We start from the raw sequence: 489 nt of genomic DNA, 5'->3' as shown, positions 1-489 counted from the left end.
GCACGCTTCTCAAGCTTTTCTCTACCCGCTATTTGCTCTGGTGATAAGTCTATCGAGAGTGACGAGTCAACGGTATCAATAACAGACTGAGTTATCTTTGTAAACTTCGTTGCATTTGCACGCCGAGCTAATGCGTCCCGATGAGCGATTTCAGCATTATAATGACCCAATTTACATCTCATAATTTCAATGGAAATTGTCTTATTTGAACGGGTGAGCTTTATCGCTATCTTTCTTGCTGTAAATCCCATGTTCAGAAGCATCTCTATCTGGTATCGTTCCTTAAGAGTCAGCTGTTTGTATTGCTTCATTATGGAGCACCTGGTTGTTTGTGTGAGAACTTCAGCCTACGAGCAGCTGGCTCTCCTGTCCATTCCAAGTGTGTTGGTTATTATGAGAATCTAGGGCTCACTTACTGGTGATTATCCGTTTATTAATGCATTGAAAGTTGTCATTAAACCAAGATTTGTTTGAGGATGTTCAGCGGTG

1 protein-coding gene is annotated in these 489 nt (G+C 41.5%); it reads right to left on the bottom strand.

Annotated features, from left to right (window positions below):
• A partial coding sequence (locus AB4238_RS22415) for a helix-turn-helix domain-containing protein (RefSeq protein ID WP_372035850.1) occupies positions 1-311 on the bottom strand: 311 nt, incomplete at its 3' end.
• Between the last annotated feature and the right edge of the window lie 178 nt (positions 312-489).

It is taken from the genome of Shewanella sp. 10N.286.45.A1 (assembly GCF_041470405.1).
Classification (GTDB): Bacteria; Pseudomonadota; Gammaproteobacteria; order Enterobacterales; family Shewanellaceae; genus Shewanella.
The sequence above is the reverse complement of the archived record's forward strand: the minus strand, read 5'-3'. Positions and strand labels throughout refer to the sequence as shown.